18 protein-coding genes and 1 pseudogene are annotated in these 19991 nt (G+C 35.8%); 7 read left to right on the top strand and 12 right to left on the bottom strand.

The genetic code is table 11. The features are described from left to right. Positions 1-159: 159 nt before the first annotated feature. From DD829_RS22300 to DD829_RS22290, 3 genes are all read right to left on the bottom strand, one after another. Positions 160-504 (bottom strand): hypothetical protein, encoded by a 345-nt coding sequence (locus DD829_RS22300; protein WP_108410205.1) that lies wholly within the window; start codon positions 502-504, stop codon positions 160-162. A gap of 116 nt (positions 505-620) precedes the next feature. Further along, a complete protein-coding gene (locus DD829_RS22295; protein ID WP_108410204.1) occupies positions 621-1109 on the bottom strand; it encodes a YkgJ family cysteine cluster protein in 489 nt (162 codons plus the stop codon). Then, entirely contained in the window at positions 1110-2081 is a 972-nt protein-coding gene (locus tag DD829_RS22290; RefSeq protein ID WP_076393992.1) for an ion channel, read from the bottom strand. Positions 2082-2620: 539 nt separating this feature from the next. Here DD829_RS22290 and DD829_RS22285 point away from each other — a divergent pair. The 7 genes from DD829_RS22285 to DD829_RS22255 all read left to right on the top strand — a co-directional run bounded on the left by DD829_RS22285 (position 2621) and on the right by DD829_RS22255 (position 11250). Further along, positions 2621-6352, top strand: coding sequence for a hypothetical protein (locus DD829_RS22285; RefSeq protein WP_108410203.1), 3732 nt, complete (start codon positions 2621-2623; stop codon positions 6350-6352). 75 nt (positions 6353-6427) lie between these two features. Beyond that, the gene (locus tag DD829_RS22280; RefSeq protein WP_108410202.1) at positions 6428-8467 is read left to right on the top strand and encodes a phospholipase effector Tle1 domain-containing protein; all 2040 of its coding nucleotides are present in this window, start codon (positions 6428-6430) and stop codon (positions 8465-8467) included. Then, on the top strand, positions 8454-9422 hold the full coding sequence (locus DD829_RS22275; protein ID WP_165814896.1) for a DUF2931 family protein: 969 nt from the start codon (positions 8454-8456) through the stop codon (positions 9420-9422). The genes DD829_RS22280 and DD829_RS22275 overlap by 14 nt, the downstream gene beginning before the upstream one ends. Before the next feature lie 178 nt (positions 9423-9600). Beyond that, positions 9601-10215: a hypothetical protein gene (locus DD829_RS22270; protein WP_108410229.1), complete on the top strand. Its 615-nt coding sequence runs from the start codon at positions 9601-9603 to the stop codon at positions 10213-10215. Between the two features lie 25 nt (positions 10216-10240). Further along, entirely contained in the window at positions 10241-10534 is a 294-nt protein-coding gene (locus DD829_RS22265) for a hypothetical protein (RefSeq protein ID WP_108410228.1), read from the top strand. 16 nt (positions 10535-10550) lie between these two features. Continuing rightward, the gene (locus DD829_RS22260; RefSeq protein WP_108410227.1) at positions 10551-10730 is read left to right on the top strand and encodes a hypothetical protein; all 180 of its coding nucleotides are present in this window, start codon (positions 10551-10553) and stop codon (positions 10728-10730) included. 139 nt (positions 10731-10869) lie between these two features. Continuing rightward, the gene (locus DD829_RS22255) at positions 10870-11250 is read left to right on the top strand and encodes a group III truncated hemoglobin (RefSeq protein WP_108410226.1); all 381 of its coding nucleotides are present in this window, start codon (positions 10870-10872) and stop codon (positions 11248-11250) included. A 40-nt stretch (positions 11251-11290) separates the two neighbouring features. Here DD829_RS22255 and DD829_RS22250 read toward each other — a convergent pair whose 3' ends face one another. The 9 genes and pseudogenes from DD829_RS22250 to DD829_RS22210 form a co-directional block, all read right to left on the bottom strand. Beyond that, the gene (locus DD829_RS22250) at positions 11291-12361 is read right to left on the bottom strand and encodes a calcium:proton antiporter (RefSeq protein ID WP_108410225.1); all 1071 of its coding nucleotides are present in this window, start codon (positions 12359-12361) and stop codon (positions 11291-11293) included. A gap of 65 nt (positions 12362-12426) precedes the next feature. After that, positions 12427-12765, bottom strand: coding sequence for a DUF6122 family protein (locus DD829_RS22245; RefSeq protein ID WP_108410224.1), 339 nt, complete (start codon positions 12763-12765; stop codon positions 12427-12429). A 6-nt stretch (positions 12766-12771) separates the two neighbouring features. Then, complete coding sequence (locus tag DD829_RS22240; protein ID WP_108410223.1) at positions 12772-14010, bottom strand: hypothetical protein; 1239 nt, start codon at positions 14008-14010, stop codon at positions 12772-12774. Beyond that, positions 14010-16061, bottom strand: coding sequence for a hypothetical protein (locus DD829_RS22235; protein ID WP_108410222.1), 2052 nt, complete (start codon positions 16059-16061; stop codon positions 14010-14012). The genes DD829_RS22240 and DD829_RS22235 overlap by 1 nt, the downstream gene beginning before the upstream one ends. Positions 16062-16076: 15 nt before the next feature. Beyond that, positions 16077-16745: a hypothetical protein gene (locus DD829_RS22230; protein ID WP_108410221.1), complete on the bottom strand. Its 669-nt coding sequence runs from the start codon at positions 16743-16745 to the stop codon at positions 16077-16079. A gap of 182 nt (positions 16746-16927) precedes the next feature. After that, positions 16928-17646, bottom strand: a pseudogene (locus DD829_RS22225) (DNA alkylation repair protein). A gap of 15 nt (positions 17647-17661) precedes the next feature. Next, complete coding sequence (locus DD829_RS22220; RefSeq protein ID WP_108410220.1) at positions 17662-18948, bottom strand: cation:proton antiporter; 1287 nt, start codon at positions 18946-18948, stop codon at positions 17662-17664. A gap of 27 nt (positions 18949-18975) precedes the next feature. Next, the gene (locus DD829_RS22215) at positions 18976-19605 is read right to left on the bottom strand and encodes a DUF4919 domain-containing protein (protein ID WP_108410219.1); all 630 of its coding nucleotides are present in this window, start codon (positions 19603-19605) and stop codon (positions 18976-18978) included. Further along, the gene (locus DD829_RS22210; protein ID WP_123906965.1) at positions 19602-19988 is read right to left on the bottom strand and encodes a hypothetical protein; all 387 of its coding nucleotides are present in this window, start codon (positions 19986-19988) and stop codon (positions 19602-19604) included. The genes DD829_RS22215 and DD829_RS22210 overlap by 4 nt, the downstream gene beginning before the upstream one ends. Positions 19989-19991: the final 3 nt, after the last annotated feature.

The raw sequence follows: 19991 nt of genomic DNA, 5'->3' as shown, positions 1-19991 counted from the left end.
TCTGCTGTAAATCGGGTTTTATTTTCCCTAACATTTTGCCGCTTTTTATACCCTAAAAATACGATTTTCTGCAATTTTTTACAATGATTTTGAACATACTTTAATTACAGTGTATTGAAAATCAAAACATTATTGCAATTCTAAGGAACAACTAAATACTTACTTCGACTTTTTCTTCTTGGATTTCTTTTCTTCTTTTATGGCGTCTGTAGATTTGGTGGTGTCTGCTACTGCTTCTGTATTGGCATTTACAGTGGTTTCTGCGGATGCTGTTGTGGCGGGTGTTGTTGCTTCAACAGTGGCAGTGGTGCCTGTATTTTGGTTTTGGCTTGACGTTCCGGAAGTTGTCTCCCAGTTGGTGGTTGCCTGTGAATTCTGTTGGGTTTGAGTGGTCGATGGATTATTAGAATTTTGTGACGGGCTTTGTTGTGATGTTACCGTTTGAGCCGATACCGCGATTACTCCGACTAATGTAAACGCTGCTGTTAAAACTAACTTCTTCATAATATTAATATTTAAATGGTTGTTTAACTTAAACGCCGGAATTTTGTCTAATATTATGCGGGAAGTCTTTATTTAACGGACTTTATAATTATTTAAGACGGATTTTGAATTATATATTATTTTCCTAAATTTTTCATAATTCGCTCTACAAATTCATATGCGGCGGGACAAATGACAGTATTTTTAATCATTAAATTATTGATCTGGTAGATCTTCTTTCTGTCGGTATGGGGATATTCTCTACATGCTTTCGGACGAACCTCATAGATGGAGCAGGTATTGTCTTCATTTAAAAAAAAGCACGGCAAATTTTGCAAAACTTTATCATTATCTTCATCTACACGCAGGAATTTTGCTTCAAAATCGGCAGGTTTCATGCGGAGATGCTTAGAAATTCTTTCAATATCTTTTTCGGTATAAAGCGGTCCTGTTGTTTTACAGCAATTGGCACATTGCAGACAGTCTATTCTTTCAAAAACCTCTTCATGCGTTTCCTGAACGATATAATCCAGATTTTTGGGCGGTTTCTTTTTCAGCCCGTCCAGAAATTTTTTATGTTCCTTTTGTTTTTGTAATGCCTGTTTTTTATAAAATTCTAAATCCATTTATTCTTCTTCTTCCATGAATACCGGAAGTTCTGCTTTTTGATAGTCACTTATTTTATCCAGATTCAGCACCGTGGAAAGATTATCTTTATCGGGATAATACATCGGGATAAACTTTGCACCGTATACAATTTCTTTCGTTACATAAGAGGTTCTCTGTACTACCGTATTTGAAAAAACCTCGTCAAAAGCACGGATATGAACAATAATTTCAATGCCAGTATTTTTAAAATCCTCCTCTGAAAAACCGTAAAACGGAGACTCTTCATCAATTTCATGTACAATCGTCCAGTTCAGAGCCAAAGTATTGATTTTACTGAGCTGCGTTTTCAGCTGATAAAAATTAATTCTCGGTGAGCTGTTTTCCATCACCTCAATGGCGGTAGTAATAACTACATCTGCATCCGTTAATGCATTGTTTTTATAGGGAGCCAGCCTGAACATTAATGCTGAAGTTTCTTTAAAAGGTGCGACAACGGCAACATCAGAAAACTTCAGATACGCTCTCGGTCTTGAAAATCTTCCATAAAAAAGTCCCGTGGCAATGGCAAAGGTAAGCAATCCTAAAAAAGCCTCAAAAGTAGCCACCAGACTTGCCATGAAACCTACCGGAGCAATTCTTCCGTATCCTACTGTGGTAAACGTCTGGGAGCTGAAGAAAAACACATCGATGAATTCATTTACCGGATTACTTTTATCAATTCCCGTTAAATGTTCTACACCAATGAGATAATAAATTAAAGCAAAAAATAAATTCACTAAAACATACGCAATCACCAGATAAGAAAGAAAATTGAATGTGGATAAATCCAGCATCGTATGATACCAACTGTATCTGTTGAAAATATTCACTCCTTTTCTGTTAACATTCGGAAGACCATCCTTATTAATGAATCTTCCCGAAACATTGCTGCCAAAACCACTGTTTTCGGTGTTTTTCTGCTGAATTTTTTTTCTGAATCCCCGTGCCATTTTTATATCATTTTGTTTTTACTTTTTCTGTTGATTCTAAAATTGAAAAACAAGTTAATCTACCTATTTATCCATTTGAATTCAAATCAACATACAAAGATAAAATATTGTTGTGATGAAATTTGCAAAAGTCTGTGTGAATATTTTTAGTTAAAATATGAATATTTTAGTTTGACTTTAATGGCAAAAAGCAGCTCGTAGAATTCTTTCATCTCTTTCTGAAAAAGGTTAAAATATAAGACAATTTTCTCTTCAAATTTTCCAAAAAACCTTTCGGAAATTTTTCTCATTGACTTTCAATTATCTATGAATTTTTATCGAAAATAATTATAAATCAATTTAATACGACGAGTTTTGTCGCCACGCCGGACGATATTTGCAGTATAGAAAAACACAGAAAGTGAAAAGAGACTTTAAAACTCATGGTGGACATACTTTAGCCTGAAGACCACCTAAAAAAATAAGGCTAAAACCTGAAGTGACTCTACTAAAAAGAGGCTTCAAATCTTAACCTTTATAAAACCAAACAAATTTACAAAATGTCAGGAAAAAACAATGCGTCTCAGACGCTTTTCAGATTCGTGAGCTTAAGAAATCCACAGCTTACAGAAACCAAAGAAAGAAATTTAGGATTTATCCACAGACCAAAAGGAGCTACCGGAATTTTCGATACTGCCGTTGCAGGAAAATCTTCAAGAGCATCGAAGCTCTCGGAAATGGCAAATGCGGCAAGAACATTCAGCAATTCCGGATTCGAAACAGAAAAGAAAATTGAAGAAGGAGAATTCGGGAAACTTCTGATTATCGGGAGGAAAATTTCTAAAAGAGAAGAGCTTAACGCCAACGAATTAAGCGATGTAAAAAATTATTACAGTCATCTTATTGATAACAATAAAGAGCTTACAGCAGATGGAATCAAAGTCTTTTCAACTCTTTGGAACAATTATATTTTCCAGATCGTTACTCAGGGAGATTTCTATGTGAAAGAAGCAATCAGCCATATTTTAATGGCAATCCATATTGGCTTTGCCCAAAGTATGAATTTAGCGGATCCTGAAATCATAAAGGCTAATGGAGGGAAACCATTGGAAAAGGCATTGGATGGGAAAATCGTTTTGCCTAAGTTTTTATTCTCTGAAGATGCTGTTACCGCGGGGTCTGTCTCTTCAAGAGCTGCTTCCGGAACATCGGCTAATGCTTTGAGTGCAAGAACTTCGCAAAGATTAGAATCTGAAACACAGGCTTTATTGTCTGCCAACAAAGCACTTCATCAAAAAGAAGCTTTGGAAAAGCTTAACGCAGAATTGGAAAAGCTTCAGAAAAGATACCATAAAGTTAGTGAACAGGCTTATCAGGAGGCATATGCTAACTATAAGGAACAAAATAGAGATGCCCTTGAACTGTACGAAAGAAAATTAGAGGAAGTAGAAAGTAGAATTACGAAGGAAACCCCTGAAGAAGAAAAACTCCGAATGTACGAGGAGTTGAAGAGATATGAGGTCGCCCCTTTTCAGTTTTCTTACAAAAACGAAATTAATCTGTTGGATCTGAAGGACAACCTTTCTCCTGAATCTTTAGACACCTTCATCAAGCTCTTTGCAGAATTCGATCATCAGAAGGCCGCTGAAGAAGCTGAAAAATATGGAATTGAAGTTCTTTCAGACCATATGTTAAGAATAGGTTCCCAAAACATCACGCTTGATAATGAATTAGAAAGCTATTCTGATGCCTTAAACATCATCGGGAATCATATTTCTTCTTCTATGCAGACCGCACTGGAAAACTCACCACTTCAGCAGCAGCAGTATGTTAATCTTGCAGGGGCATCTGTTCCGGTGGTGCAAAGCACGGCAAGGACACCAATGGCTTATAGTTTTTATTCCCACAATACATTTGGATTTTCGGGAGCGGGAGGATTTGTTAATTTCTCTTTTGAAGTCGCAGATTCTTCATGGAACGTTGCTTCTGCAAAAATTTTTGCTACAAGCGATACCGCAGGAAGTTTTGAAGAAAACTTCGGCAATATTCCGGTAATCAACGATAAAATTACTTTGCCAACTTGTCTTATCAATAAGTTCAGAGCAAGTCTTGCTTTCAGAATCGAAATTATTTTTGATAATGGAAGTAAAGCATCCACAGATCTTGGACAGCTGTACCCAAAAGAAGATATCAGTCTAACCGGAATGCTTACTCTAACAAGAGGAGTGGTAGAAAATCCGGAAGAACCGGAAAACGTAAAGATCCAGAAACGCAGAAACTTCGGAATCAAAAGATTAGGAGTTGCCGATTATCTGAAAGTCGTGCAGAGTGTTCACGCCTATGTTCCGGGAGAAGTTTCCAATATTGAGAACGTGATGGCAAGTGAACTGAGGCATAAATCTTCCGTAGCAAGGGATTATTCTGAAATTACGGATACGACTTCCAAGTCTCAGGAAACAGAAAAAATCTCTGATACTTCCAAAACTTCCAGAACAGATATGCAGACGGAAGTAGCGAAAGAACTGGATAAGCAACAGAGCTTCAATGCTCACGCAAGATTTGGTAAATCGGGTACTTGGTACTTTGAAGTAGGAGCCGATTATGCCAACAATACCGCGCAGCATGACAGCACGAGGCAGGCTGTTGCTAAATCTCAGGAAATCACGGAAAGAGCGATGGAAAGAGTATTGACCAAAATTTCTGAAGAAAGAGTACAAAAGATCATTAAAGAATACACGGAAACCAATGTTCATGAATTTGACAACAGAGGAAAAGTAACTGAAACAGATGATGCAGATGCAGCACAGCCTAAACACATTACAGGCGTTTACAGATGGATCGATAAGAAGATGAAAAACCAGATTTACAATTATGGGGTACGTACCATGTTTGAATTTATGGTTCCTGAACCTTCAAGACTGCATCGTCTGGCAGTTGCGGTCGCCAAAGCGCAGGTGCTTACGGCTCCGGTAGATCCGAGAACTGCCCCATCTCCTAAAACAATGGACAGTCCAAAGGCTGCAACTAAAGAATTATTGCAATATTGGGCGAATATTTATGGAGTTACACTTACTGATTTACCTAATGCTAATCTTACTGTAACCAGTAATGTAGAAATAGATTTGGATAATAGTGCGACACCAAGAATTTTACCAATCAGTATTCCTGCAAATTATAAAGCATATGAAGCTGAAATAACGTATGCTTTTTATAACAGATTCAAAAAAAATAGTTCTTGGTTAACATTTGATAACTTAAAAGGAGGTTCGCAGCATATTGAAAATCCGCATCGTCAGGGTTGGCTTCGAAGCAGTTACACAAGTTACGGAATTAATATTGTTGGAGATTATAATATGCAGTATGCAGGAGAAAACGGAACAACACAGGTAGGTTTGGTTGTGAAAGCTAAATGTACCCTTTCTGATGCTTATATGCTTCAGTGGGCTACAGAAAACTTTAATGCTATCATCAAGGCGTACGAAGAAGCGTATAAAAAATTCCAGGAAGAACAGGCACGTTTAGACGAGGAGCAAAAAGCTAAAGAAGCAGAAGCAAAAGAAAGACAGGGGAACTTCTACCGTTATATGGAGCATGATACCCTGAAGCATAACTGTATCGCTTACCTGTTGCAGGATTACCTTAACTCAAATACACTTGGGTATGAATCAACAAACGCATTGAATGATAATACCAAAATGGATAACTTCCAAGTTTATCTGAATGATAATCTTGATCAGTATGCTGCTTTGGCAAAGTTCATGGAACAGGCATTTGAGTGGGAAATCATGGATTATACTTTCTATCCTTACTATTGGGCAAACCGTAAAAGCTGGCAGGAGTTCTACCTTACCGAAAGTATGGATCCTTTGTTCAGAAGTTTCCTTCAGGCAGGGATGGCGAGAATCATTGTTACTGTAAAGCCGGGCTTTGAAGCCGCTGTACAGTTCTTTATGGAAACAGGAATTATCTGGAACGGAGGAGCAGTTCCTGTGATCGGAGACCCAATGTATATGTCTATTGTAGACGAGATGAGACAGCCTACAGGAGTTTCGCAAGGGAAATACTGGATCACAAGAGTTCCTACGACGCTTACCATTCTTCAGGCATCTTCTACAGGATTACCGGTTGATCCGCTTCATCCGCTACCAATCTTCCCAGAAGACGAGCCTAAGAATTGTGAAAATCCTAAGGAACTGGAGTTTGAAACAAGCTTCAAATTGGATACAGAGGCGCAGTTGGCTCATAGTGATGGAGCGACAACGTTGCCAAGTACAATTATAAAACCTGTATAACAACGGTTAAACTTTGTTTTGAAAGTGGTGGGAAACCACCGCTTTCTTTTTTACTAACATTTAAAATTAACAAAAATGAAAACAGGAAATATAGGAATTAGAAACCTTGCAGATATCGGGGTGGCGGATGTTGATCCATATGGAACGAACAAAAGAAAATATAAAGCATTTGAAAAAACAGAAAAAGTACAACTTCGTATTGGAGTATTCTTTGATGGGACAGGAAATAATAGATATAACTCTGATACAGTGTATTATGATCCAAAGTATAGTAAACCTCCATTGGAACAAGATAAAATAGAAAAAATTAGGAATTTTAAAAGCTTTGTAATAGAATCGGGGAGCAGCTATTGGAATACCTATTCCAATATTGCACTTCTTCACGATTTATATGAAGAAAAAAGAAAGTGGGAACAAGATGTAAAATTTCAAAGTCTTCAGATGAAATTTTATATAGAAGGCATTGGCACATTACGGGACGAAGAAGATGATATGGTGGGTTCCGGTATGGGCGAAGGAGAACGGGGTGTGATATCCAGAGTGGAGCAGGCGTGTCAGAACATTGCTGATGAGATAATAAAAGTTTTCTCAGCAAGGCAAAAAACTATCCATAAACCTTTAGAGATTATATCTATTCAGTTTGATGTATTCGGATTCAGCCGAGGTGCTGCAGCGGCAAGACATTTCAGTAACGAAGTTTTGAAAATAGGAAAAGATAAAAATCCGGGAAGCGGTGGAAATATGCCAATTACAGAAATTAAACGACCAGCCGCTAAAAAGTATGAGAAAATAAAAGACAGTCTTCCAAGTATCCAACAATACAAAAAAGATGCGTATAAAGTAGAAAAGGATAATACCCGATTGGTACAACGCTTCAATGCACCTGAGAGAGATATTTTTATAGGGGGACATTTGGGCAATATCCTTCAAAAAAAGGGAATTAATTATCCAAAATACAATGTGAATGTCGAGTTTTTGGGATTATTTGACACGGTAATTTCTCAGATGCTCGAAAGAAAAGGAATTATAGACGCTACGAGAAATCCTATTACAAAAGTATTGGCAGTAGCATTGAGTCCTATAAAGCTAAAGCCTGTAATAGGTGCAGCTGTAGAGGGTATAAGCAGAATAAAGAAAGTAAACCCAGATCTGTCCAATCCTAATATTAAAAAAATTTTACAGCTAAAGGCTGAAACCGAGTGGCGAGATAACTTTCCCATTACACCCATAGGACCTATTTTGAATACTACCCATGCAAAAGAAATTGGTGTTTTGGGAGCACATTCAGATGTCGGTGGGGCATACTGGCAAATACAAAAAGAGCTTTGTACCTTACATTTTTTTGATTTAGGAGTGGGTGCAAGTATTTCTGAAAAACAAAAGTTGGAACAGCAGAAAGAATTATTGCGTAACTGGTATATTTCTCAAAAGCTTTGCCCAGATGATCAGACCATACTGTACTGGGAAGTAATGCATCATGTCAGGGCTTACACATTAAGCGGAAGTATGGATGAAGATTTAGAGTCTCATATCAATAAATCAAAATATCTCTTGTTGGAGAAAGATTTCATGGGAAATGATTGGTATAAAACTGACGGAGAATGGCATTATAAGCTACAAGGATACCATCACAAGCTTCTTTCTAAACGTCCATTGAATAACAAACTATCCTTGGTCTATATGAATGTAATGAAATATATTGCCTCCACTTATGCTGATGTACCGTTTACACTGCCTGAAAGTAAAACAAAGCACCCTAAAGAATATATTTATCCCACAGGTGATGGGAAAGAAAAAGATCTGAAAACATATTATGAATTGCTAAAAAAAGTAGCAGAGGATGGCTGGGTAAACAAAGAGGGAAAAGTTGTTACCTATTCCAATCTTATTGATGAAAAGGGACGTTATCATATTTCATCTGAAATGAACAACTATCTTATGGAGAATTTTGTACATTTATCAGCAAATTTCAATGCACCTTTAGCAGATGCATTAGATCATTATAATTTTGCTTATGCCAATGTACCTCACTTTACCTATGAAAAAGAATATACAGATCCGCCTTATAAAAGGGAATACTACATTCCTAATTTGGATACTTATGATAAGTCTTAGCCTTTTACAGTCTTGTAACAAAAAAAAATACATTTGGGAGGCGGGAATTTCCGCCCCCAAGTATTATCCTGTAGCGGGGAATGTAGATTTTGGGAATGCTGGAAACGGAAGTAATACAAGCATTGCTCCTGGTTGGGGACAGAGCTATGGTGCGGTAGTTGGGGAGAAATGGAAAGATGTACCAAAAGAAGTGTATATAGACTATTACAGTGTTGTAGATGGTAAAGGATTTAAAGGAAAAGTACTACTCCCACAAGAAAAGATAAGGGATTTATTTAATGAATATAATCTTGATGACGAAGACAATTTAGGGCATTTGGTGGTAGGTATGGCACCTGGAGGCTGGATACGGGTTTGGTTTCAAGCTTTGGATGAAAAGGCAGATGAATATGTAAATTTAGAAGTAGCAAAAGGACACTTGAATGGCTATAAAGATGAAACTGTAGGGGCAGGCTTAAAAACAAAAGATTTTAAAACATGGGGTAATACTTACAGCTACTGGCAGCACCATGGAATCCCTTATGAAGCATGGGCTAATAATGAAAGGGAATATGATATTTATTTTGATTTTAATAAACCTAATAAACGTGAGGTTGGGTTCAGTTTTACTTCTTTAGACGGAACATTCGAACAAGGGATAGGTATATATGAAAAATTCCGTAGAAAATTACCCGTTGAGTTTGAATTGGGATGGCGAGATAAAGCAAAAAAAACTTTCTATTGTTCAAAATTTGTTATGCCAAAAAGCTTTAGAAGTTTTGTAGAAAAAAAAGAGCTAAAGATAATTATTTTTAATTTAGAGATTGATGATAATGATCGAGATGCTACGCTTTATTTAGTAACGAATAAGACAAAAGAAAAAATACTAAAATTTAGGAATAAACAACCAACAGCAGAAGAGAAAAAAAATAATGAATATAATTACGCAACAGAAGTAGAATATTTTATGCCTTAATCGGAAAAATAAGTAGGATTGACTATCCAACTTCTAGTGTTAATTGACCACTTTCTATAAATCATCTACTTTCTGAAAACTATACAATTGAGAAACTAATGCTCAATTCAAGCCGAAATTACAGCCCTCAAAAATAAAACATAAGTAGCTAATATTGCTTTGCTATTTCTAAAAACAAATGAGACAAAAACAGTTTTTATTTATTTTATTGATCTTATCAGCAGGCTTTACTGCTTATTTCGGATATATTTACTTTTATTCAAGTGACATTATAGATTACGGATTATATTGTGGCGATGGATTTACAGAATGTTATGAGGTGGTAAAAAGATGGATTAAAATCCATACAATAATCCTAGCCATTATTTATATTATTTTTTTCTTGGTGCAAAGAAAAAATCAGCATGTAGAACAAGAGATTGACTTTTGGACACTTTTGCTAATTTTTGGGATAAATATATTTCATTGGAATGATATTAACTCTTCTTGGGGGATTTTAGCATTACCTTTAAATAGTTTTTTACTTCTTTATTTTCTATTTTTTAGGAGTAGTCTAAAAAAATATCTTTATTTAAGCATTCTTTTTTATTTCTTGATTTATTTAAACTTAGTACATAATATTTCTGAACTGTTTTACTACAACCAGAAATATAACAGCTATGAGAATTACTTATATATTTTTAATACCTTATTATTGCTTGTATTTTTAGTTCTTAGAACTAGAGATTTAATAAATAAGAACAAAATAGGTTGTCTCATAAAAGAGGTAATATTTTTGTTTTTCGTAAATTGAAATCGTAAAACCTTTAAAACAACTTATGTTAACAGAAAAGGAAATTACCCAAATAGCTCAAGATCATATTGATAAATCCGGTAAAAAATCTGGGATTAAACTTTCTCTTTTCAAAGAAGCTACTATTAAAAAAAGTTATGGAATGATTTTTTTCTATGTAAGCAAAGAATTTTATGTTACAAGAGATGAAAAGTATAATACTTTAGTTGGAAATGTTCCTTTTTTAGTCAAAAATGTTGATGGAGAAATTATAGAATTTGGTTCCGGCAATACGATCGAATATTATATCCAGGAATACGAAGCGGGAAGATATTGTTAGATTTAAATTTATTAAAATGAAGAACTCTTTTACAGAATATTTAATAAAAAACGGATGGATAGAAGTTAGTTTTTTAACATATCAATTTCAAGAAAATAAATCTGTAGAATTGTTTTTTGATACTTCAAATCAGGTCGAGTTATACATCAATAAAAAAGAACATCTGGAAAACATCTTAGAAGCGTTGAAGATTTAGTAAGTTTTTTATCTGATAACAAATCAATTTGACTTACAGAAAATTTTTTACTGTTCTCGTAAAAAACAAAATCAAAACCCTGAAATGTATCAACCCAACCACAAAACATTCCCACACAATTTTATACTAACTTTGGTGTATGAAAAAATTAGAATCAAGAGAAGATATTGAACGTCTGGTGAATTCGTTTTATGCTAAAGTTGTTAAAGATGAGTTCATTGGTTTTTTCTTTAATGATATTGCTAAAGTAAACTGGGACAGTCATTTGCCCAAGATGTATTCGTTTTGGGAATCCATCCTTTTCGGGCAGATGTCGTACAAAGGAAATCCGATGGGCGTTCATTTTCCGATCAATGAAATTCAGGCGATGGAACAGCATCATTTCCATCGTTGGCTGAATCTCTGGAAAACAACGGTTGAAGAAAATTTTGTGGGCGAAAATGCAGATCTGGCAATTTACAAATCCGAAAACATTGCCAAATTAATGGCTTTCAAAATGGATTTGGCGAGAAGACTTTAATGGTTTAATGTTCTGCGTTTTGGGTTTAATGTTTTTAGATTTAAGGCACAATTACCGTGAAAATATAGGCTGCAAGGTTTACCAATAAAACCGTTCCGTAGAGAATATTCGTTTTTCCGCGGCTTAAAGAAAGCATCACGATAAAAACGGAAAGAGAAAGCAGAATAATATCTTTCTTATCCAGACCTAAAACCAGCGGAATATCATACAAAATACAAACCACAGAAACCGCAGGAATCGTAAGCCCGATACTTGCTAAAGCAGAACCCAGAGCAAGATTTAAACTCGATTGGATCTGGTTGCTTCGAGCCGCCCGAATCGCCGCAACACCTTCCGGAAGCAGAACAACCGCTGCGATAATGACTCCGACCAGAGATTTTGGAGCGCCCAAACTCTGCACCATATTTTCAATTGTGGCAGAAAGTCCTTTTGCCATCATCACAACAATCGCCAGACAAACCACCAGAAAAGTAAAACTGATTGCTGTTTTTGAAACCGAAGGAATATAATTTTCTTCCGCATGCTCCTCCGGAACGATGAAATAATTTCTGTGACGGATCGTCTGAACCATCAGAAAGACACCATAAATTACAAGACAGGCAATAGAAACAAAAATCAGTTGTGCCTGATTGTAAAAAGGTCCGTTTACGCTGGAGGTGAAATTCGGAAGAACCAAAGTCAAAATCAGGATGGAAACAATACTAACCAGATAAGTTGTGGCGGAAGTTCTTGCGAAAAACTGTTCGTAATATTTCACGCCGCCCACCAAAATACAGATTCCTAAAATTCCGTTGAGGATAAGCATCACCGCGGCGAAAACCGTATCTCTTGCAAGGGTAATTGCCTGATCGCCTCCCGCAACCATCAGCGAAATAATAAGCGCAACTTCAATAATCGTGATACACAGCGCAAGGATAATAGTTCCAAAAGGTTCGCCTACTTTATGCGCGACCACTTCCGCGTGATGCACCGCAGATAGAACACTTCCCGTTAATAAAATTCCGGCAATTACATCAGACAGAACACCCGTTCCCATCAGTCCGGAAAAATAATAACCGACTGCAAGAATGGGAAAAATATATGTATAATGTAAAAATTCTTTCAATTTCATAACTGTTTCTAAAATACAAAAAATCGATGACTTTTGAAATATCAAAAGAAAATATTAATGATATTTTAATGATTCCAGAAATAAAAATCCTGAAAATCTGTCAACATATGAAACAGCAGTCCAATGGCTATAATCCTGATATTTCCTTTAAAAAAAAGCATCAAAAAATACACCGCAATGGCGTAGTAAGAATGTAAAAAATGAAAACCGATGCTTCCGCGGTTAGGATCAAATATAGGATTCGCGAAAAGATGATCTGCATCTACAAGCATCGTTGCCAATAAAATAAGATAGACTTTCTTCCAGTTTTTTCTGTAAAAGATTAAAGCAATAAATACGGGAAAAACGAAATGCAGGAAATAATGCGTGAACGTTTTCAGTAAGGCAATATGCGAAGCATCCATTGAATTTTAAATTTTTAACCACCTTAAAATCAAAGGAAGGTCATCTTTTTTAAACTGTACTTTCAGATAATAATCCTGATTCCTGTTTCCGTAAAAAATATAATCAATGTCAGAAATCCTCTTCTTTTCCTTAGATGATAATGTTTTTAAAAAAGACAGCAATAACGGATTATTTTTTACAAAAATATAATTTTCATTCAGATTGAAAGACTGCTGAACAGGTTTTCTTGTAGATTTTATCTCAAAACCTTTGCTTTGCTGAGTGATGAGGTTAGGCTGAAAAGGAATTGCCGTAAACTGCTTCTGTCCATTGATCCATTTTTTATTCTGAAAATAAAGCTTTGTCTTTTCAGGGTTTAAGCTTTGAAAATCAATGATATAATTCGGTTGAATGATCTTCTGGAACGTTTTCTTTTCAACTTCATTAAAATTATCATCGTAGCTGTAGGTAATAATCGTGTCATTCACCTCTTCCAGATGTACAGAAGCTTTTAGCTTACTGATGAATGAAGAATCTGCAAAAGTTTCATCAAAAATAGAGCTAAAACTTTTAATATTTTCAGCATCAAGTTCTGTCTCTAAAAAAGAATCGGTCTTCAATAGTTTTGAAATAGCAGGAGAGGAATCGTAAGAATCAGACTGATTTCTGATTTCAATTTCATCGTGTCTTAATTCGACAGAAAGATTGTGGCTGCCTTTTTTTGTGTTCAGAATAATGCTTCCTGATCCATTGGTAACGAGCGAGTCTGCGTCAAAAAGATTTGCCTGAGAATTGTTAAATAACTGATTATTAATTCGTTCAAAATCATCACTGGAACTTCCTGCAATAAGTTTTTTCCCAAGAATTTTAATAAAAATCTGATCTTTCCTGAAAACCTGATTTCCCAGATCCGTAAACTTCTGCTGTTTCAGAAACGATAAAAATGTCTTCGTATCTTCCAGTTCAAAAACACTGTACCAATTCGAAACTTTTGTGTTTTTCAGATGGAAAACCTGCAAAAAATCGGGAATTTTCACTCCCGATTTTCTAAAAGATATTGTATTTTTCTTTTTGCTCCCAAACCATAAAGATGGATGCCCTACAAGACTGTAAACATATTGTCTTGTCAGCTTTTTTGTATCAATCACAATGATCGCATCTGCTTCCTTCGGAGAAAAAATCTTCGTATTTTGTTTATGGTAAAAAACGAAATACATCATTCCCGCAAAAAGTAAAAGAACGAAGGCAAAAAGTTTCTTTTTCATTATAAAATTGCCGGCTTTTTATCAGATTCTTTCATTTTATATACTTCATCAATTACATCGAAGAAATACATTAAACTGTTTTCCGAAGCATTTTTAATGTTGTAATTAATTTCCGTTTCTATTTTTTCCCCTTTGGCTTCTGTTTTAAAATACACTTCGCCAAGATTTTTCTTCAGAAGATCCAGCGTTTTTCTTTCCGACGGAGTTTTAAATTCTTTCTCAAGTCCGATCATCAGTTTCTGAATGTCAAACCTTCCCGACAAAGGATATTTCGCCGAATCTTTTGCCCATTTTTCAGAGATTTCCGACTGGTTTTTAGATGAAATATTCTCTGTTGAGGTCGTTACGTAGACAATTCCGTCTTTTACCTTAAAGAATAACTTATCGAAATATCCGTCATTTTTTCCTTCGCTGAAGGCATAAAAATCTCCGTTTTTAGAGAATTTCTTAGCCGTCACTTTATTCGTGGTCAGCAGATTGAAAATACGGTTCCAGTACCCTTCATTTTCCGTAGCAAAAGCAAACGTGAAATTCGGAACAGCGATTTCTTTGGTTTTCTTCACTTCCTTTTCATTGTAATCATCATCGTATTCATAATCGGTGTATTCTACGGTTTTGGATTTCAGTTCATTAAGAACGAAAATTCCGTTTCCTGGCGCGATCTTGGTAATGGCCTTTTCATCCAGAACAATCTTCATGGTTTCCATTACAAGTTCCATTTCTTTCTGATAATCGCCGTCTCCGGAATCTTTCAACAGGCTGTACATCAGATCAAAATACTTATTTCCGTCTACATTAATGGCATAATATCCGATGCTTTTATCGTTGATGAGAGCTGTCAGCTTTTTATTCTTTTTCCCTCTGTAAACAGAATTGATGCTCTTCTGAACCGCTTCATTTTTGTGCTGATAACTGTTTACCAGTCTTACCTTATCATTGTCAAAATACAGATTATAAGAAGAATTGGAATTGTATGCTTTCCCCATAAGATTTCCGAAAGGGTAGTGGCTCATAATTTTACCGTAAGCTCCGTTATTTATGATTCTTCCGTAATCCGTATATACAAAAACATCGGAAGCCGCATCACGGAAAGACAATATTTCTTTGGAGACATCAAGCTCCGGTGCAGAACTGAAATAATCATCAAAATCCTTTTCCGCAAGTTTTTTGGTGATCTTAAACTTTTCGATCTTCAGAGAATCCATCTGTTTCAGATAAATGCTGTCTTCTTCCGTCTCCTCATCCATTTCTTCCTCCATATGCGGAAGCGTGTATTCGCTTTCTTTTTCAGAATAATTTTTGTCACTCGAATCTTTTTCTTCTTCAGGATATTTGTGGTGCTTTTCCAGATATTTAATGTCTTTTTGTTTTTTGGCAATTTCCGCCTGATATTCTTTAATGTCTTCCTTTAGATATTGAATATCATCTTTCAGATATTTGATCTCTTCCTTATAATCGAATGCTTTTTCTACATATGCGCTGTCAACCGCAACGGCAGCGCTGTCCATAACAATTGCTGCACTGTCAATTGTTGCAGCGGCACTGTCTATCATCGCTTCATCATTCCAGTCGATTTTATAAGGTTTTTCATAGCTGATTAATTTCAGAACCGCTTGCTTATCATTCCATGCAACGAACATTTCATTATCGAGATTAACGTACGAGTAATTTTTTCGTTTCGAAATTTCCAGTCCTTTTTTCTTGGATGAATTAATGAATTCCTGAAACTTTTCTTTGTTATCCAGCAGAAAATGAGCGGTATATGTTTTTACGGAATCATTAAAAACGGCATAATGATATTGCGTCGCATCGTATTTTATCCCCGTTTTGGAATAATCGTTCCACGATGCCTGTTTTTCTTTGTCTTCTTTGGCTACTTCAAGCAGGAAAGGATTCAGTTTCTGCCAGTTGATTTTCTGGTTAAGCTGCTTTCCGTTGATTTCCATGTAAAAAAGAACGTCTTTCGGAAGCTTCATTTTCTGTTGCGAAAAGACGAAGCTAAAAGCAAAAAGTAAAAGTAAAATTTGTGTTTTTTGTAAAATAGATTTCATGGTTGTCGATTGAAATTATTGAAAGAGAATGGTATTTTGTAGTTGTTTTTTCTGAAGGATAAAATCCAGAACGTTGGCTTCCAGTTTTACTGCTTTTTTGTTCGGGGAAAGCAGGTAAGCATTATTGGTCTGAGTTTTTATGGTATTTTCAAACTGCATTACGGAAGTATATTTCGCATCGTTGAAGACTTCCTTATCCGCTTTGCTCATCTTGTCGTAATCATTTTTAAAACTGCTCACTTTATTTCTGGTGAATGTTTTTTTCTCCGGACTCTGACTGTAAAGCTGTACCGGAACCATTTTTCCAACGATGTTTTTTGCTTTCAGTTGTTCCAGTCCGGCATTGATGTTTTCGATTTTTTTGAAATTACAGCTTAATTTGATGATGTAGTTATCAAAATCCATTGAAGTCTTCACATTCGAAATTCCGGGTGTAGCTTTGAAAATTCTTGCCGCTTCATTAATTTTAGCTTCAATTTCAGACCTTTTCGGAACTTTTTTACCGTTAATTGTTTCCATTTTCGAGATGGATGCCAGTCGGGTTTTGCTTTTACTGGCGTTCAGAATAAGCGAATATTCTCCGCTTCCGTCTGCTTTTACGTTGATTTTGTCTAAAATATCAAAACAGCTTGTAAGAAGCAACAGAGGCAATAGTAAGAGCAACTGTTTAATAATGTTTTTCATATTTGAGTTTTTAAATAATTTTCAAATTTACCAACAAAAGTTGAGAGTTCTTTATCTAAAGTTAACGGGGACAAATTAAAACCTGCATAACAACCTCTAAAAACCAAAGATTTTTAAAATTGTTGAGAGCATTTTTATTTATAATTTTCAACTTTAAATAAAATTTTAGGCAGACCAGATGTTTAAATTCTGCCTTTCAGATAATCCTGCCTCAGATCCTCATCCAGTTTTTCAATGGCGTATCGAAGGCTGGTTCTCGGCATTTCTTTGTAATGTTTATTCAGGAAATTAATTAATTCCGCTTCGTTTTTTTCTCCCATTTCGCGGAGCAGCCATCCGTTGGCTTTGTGCATCAGATCATGAGTGTGTTTCATATTTTTGGTAACGAATTCTTTGGTAAGATCAAATGATCCTTTTTTACATAATGCATCGTTCCCACAACAGCTATTCTTTTATGCCACATTTCTTCAGAATCCGAAAGAGTTCTTAGTATTTCATCTTTCTGGTTTTCAAAAGCATAGCGTCCCAGAATTTTATAACAGCTTGAATCTACCAGATCCCAGTTGTTAATGTGCTGTAAATGATTCAGATAAAACTCAACAATTTCATCTTTTACCGCTTTGTCTTTTGTTTTTTCAAACTTAGAAATTAACATGAATAAAGCCGTCAATCTGTGTTCATGATATTGGGAAGACAGTAATTTGCTGAGTTCTTCCATCGAAATTCTGGCGTAAAATTCTTTCGCAACGGAACGCTGATCCGGAACTTTTACTCCTAAAAACAAATCGCCTTCTCCGTATTCTCCTTTTCCGGTTTTGAAGAACTTCGGGAAAAATTCTGCTTTCTCGGGAATTGATAAGGTAACTAAAGCTTCTTTTATTTCTTTTAAAATGTCATTCATTTGATAATTAATAATTTAATCAGCATTATGTAAAGCAACACTTTCCTGTTCCTCTTCCTCTTTGGCAATCTTCTTCGGATTGGCAACTTTGGCAATCGTAAGTCCTTGAACGATAATTGAAAACACAACCACACAATAAGTAATGCTTAAAACAATGGTACTGTTTTCATTTTTAGGAATAGAAAGAGCCAGAGCAATCGAAACTCCGCCACGGATTCCGCCCCAAACCAAAACTTTTACTGTTTGCGGACTGAACCTTGTTCTGAAAGACATGAATTTAGTAGGTCCCCAAATTGAAATAAATCTTGCCAGTAAAACCACCGCAATGGCCAATAATCCCGGAATCATATAATGGCTTAAGTCTTTGATCATCAATAATTCAAAGCCGATAAAAAGGAATAAAACAGCATTCAGGATTTCGTCGATAAGTTCCCAGAATTTGATCAGATAATCCTGTGTCACAGATTTCATTTTGAATTTTACATTAAAATTCCCCATGAATAATCCGGCGGCAACCATGGTTAAAGGTCCCGAAATATGCATTTGTCTTGCAATAAGATAACCTCCCATTACTACAGAAAGCGTTACCAGAACGGAAATAATATAATCGTCCACTTCACGCATCAGTCGGGAAGTAATCCATCCCAGAACAACGCCGAGTAAAAGTCCGCCACCTGCTTCTTTCAGCAACAGCAGACCAATGCTTTCCATATTCAGCGTTACTTCGTTTCCGATCGCAAGCTGAAGAACAACCGTGAAAACCACAACCGCCATCCCGTCATTAAAAAGTGATTCTCCGGCAACTTTGGTTTCCAGAGATTTTGAAACATTTGCCTGTTTTAAAATACTCAGAACGGCAACAGGATCAGTAGGAGAGATGAGTGCGCCAAAAAGCAGACAATAGATAAAAGGCAGCGAAATGCCGACAAGAGGCAAAAGATAATACATGCCGAAACCCACCACAAAGGTAGAAATCACGACTCCTGCCGTTGAAAAAATCACGACAGGAACAAACTGCTCTTTGAGATCGTCGATATTAATATGAATTCCTCCCGCAAACAGAAGGAAATTTAGCATGGCTCCCATCAGAACTTCTGTAAAGTCGATGCCGGTCATTAAATTGTGAAGATGTCCGAAAGTTATCGGCAAAACCGTTTCTCCAAAAGAAACTAAGAAAATGGAAACCACAATGGCGATCACCATAATTCCGATGGTACTCGGAAGCTTCAGAAATCTGTAATTAAGGTATGAAAATATGGATGCTAAAACAATTAAGGCTGAAAATGAATAGTATAATTCCACTAATTTGGTGTTTAAAATTTTTTGTGATTAATAATCGATATATAATACTTTGATGTAAACTTTGTTGCTGTCTTTTTCCCAGATATCAAGAATTCCGTCTTTTGCGGATTTTGATCCTCTTGTATATTCTTTTCCGAGATTCAGGATGTTCAGCAGAATGTATTCGTCGCCTACTGAATTCACGAGATACGGTGTCTTTTCTGTTTTTCCGTCTCCGGAAGACTTCATTCCGTCGGTTAAAGCGCGGAACTGACTGAGATGATACAGAAAATTCTCACCGTCTTTAATGCTGTCATATGCTTTCAGAAGAATCAGCAGAATATCCAGATTGGTAGGATCTTTATCATACAAAGCTTTTCCCTGTCTGATGCAGTCCTGAAAATTATTGCTCTTGAAAGCATCGGCTAAACTTTTAAATGCTTCATCTGTTGTAAAAAGCAGATCTTCCCTGAAATTTCTTCCGTAGTAAAGATGCTGTGCTTCAAGCGTATCTAAAGATTTCGGATAGGCTTTGTATTTAAAAATCAGCTTGTTGTAGTTGTATTGAGACTTTTCGCTTTTAAGGTCTTTCTCAATCGCTTTGAAATCTATTTTTGATTTCTGAGCAAAACCAAGAACTGAGATTAGCAGGAACAAGAGGAAAAAGTGATGTTTCATCGGTTCTTTTCTATTTTGTATTTGTTGTATAAAACGAGCATGACAAATCCTAAAACCAGCCGGAACAAAGCGGGCATAAAATAGGTTCCGGAAACATATCGGTCGTTGGTTATTTTTTCGTAAAGAAAATAAATCAATAAACAAAAAGGAGAAAGCAAACCTTTACCGTAGAGATAAATTTTAAAGAAAAGATGATTAAATTTAAGATCTGTAAAGAATGATAACAGAGCCAACAGGCAAACTGCGACTGTTATCATTCCTAAAATCTTTAATATCAGAATATCTGTTTCTTTGCTGATTCCTCCGATGCTTCCCAAAAAATTAATTCCTACCACGATCAGAAAAAAGTAATAGAATGTATTGTTGGAAAACAGCCTGTTCATGAA

Source organism: Chryseobacterium sp. HMWF035, from assembly GCF_003094695.1.
GTDB classification, from domain to species: Bacteria; Bacteroidota; Bacteroidia; order Flavobacteriales; family Weeksellaceae; genus Chryseobacterium; species Chryseobacterium gambrini.
The sequence above is the reverse complement of the archived record's forward strand: the minus strand, read 5'-3'. Positions and strand labels throughout refer to the sequence as shown.